The 629-nt window shown below is 64.9% G+C and carries 1 protein-coding gene and 1 pseudogene; one reads left to right on the forward strand and one right to left on the reverse strand.

Annotated features, from left to right (window positions below):
* The coding region (locus tag ACODR5_RS13530; RefSeq protein ID WP_488983915.1) for an HAD-IC family P-type ATPase at positions 1 to 359 on the forward strand (359 nt) is incomplete at its 5' end.
* Between the two features lie 82 nt (positions 360 to 441).
* Here ACODR5_RS13530 and ACODR5_RS13535 read toward each other — a convergent pair.
* Positions 442 to 629: pseudogene (locus ACODR5_RS13535) on the reverse strand (hypothetical protein); the annotation flags it as partial.

Below are 629 nucleotides of genomic sequence, written 5' to 3' on the forward strand. Positions count from 1 at the left end.
AGGTGGCGATGGTCGGCGATGGCATCAACGACGCCGTCGCTCTCGCTACCGCCGACCTCGGCCTCGCGCTCGTCTCCGGGACCGACATCGCCCTCAAGGCCGCCGACATCATCCTCGTCCGCGACGACCTCCACGTCATCCCCGACGCGATCGCGATCTCCCGCAAGACACTCCGCACGATCCGCACCAACCTCGGCTGGGCCTTCGGATACAACATCGCCGCGATCCCCATCGCCGCAGCAGGCCTCCTCAACCCCCTCATCGCCGCGGCCGCGATGTCTTTGTCCTCCGTGCTCGTCGTCTACAACAGCCTCCGCATCCAACGCGTCCGCAGCACCGAGACTGGGTCTGTCCGCTGAACGGGGACTGTCGACGGACTCGAGATCGTCGCGATATACCCGGAGAGATCGGTGCTGTTTCGAAAGTAGGGTCTAGCGGCGCTCAGGCAGTCGTTGCCTCCGCCTTGTCCCCTCGCCGTGCGGTGAGGAACAATCGGACACCGGTGACGATGTAGACGATGAGCAGGACGAACGTCACGGTGCTGGCCCCAATGGCCAGCGGGCACTCGGCTTGGCCGGAGATGAGCTCGCCGACTTTCAGTACGTTCATGCTGGTTCCGAGGACTCCGA

The organism is Microbacterium sp. FG3 (genome assembly GCF_057809335.1).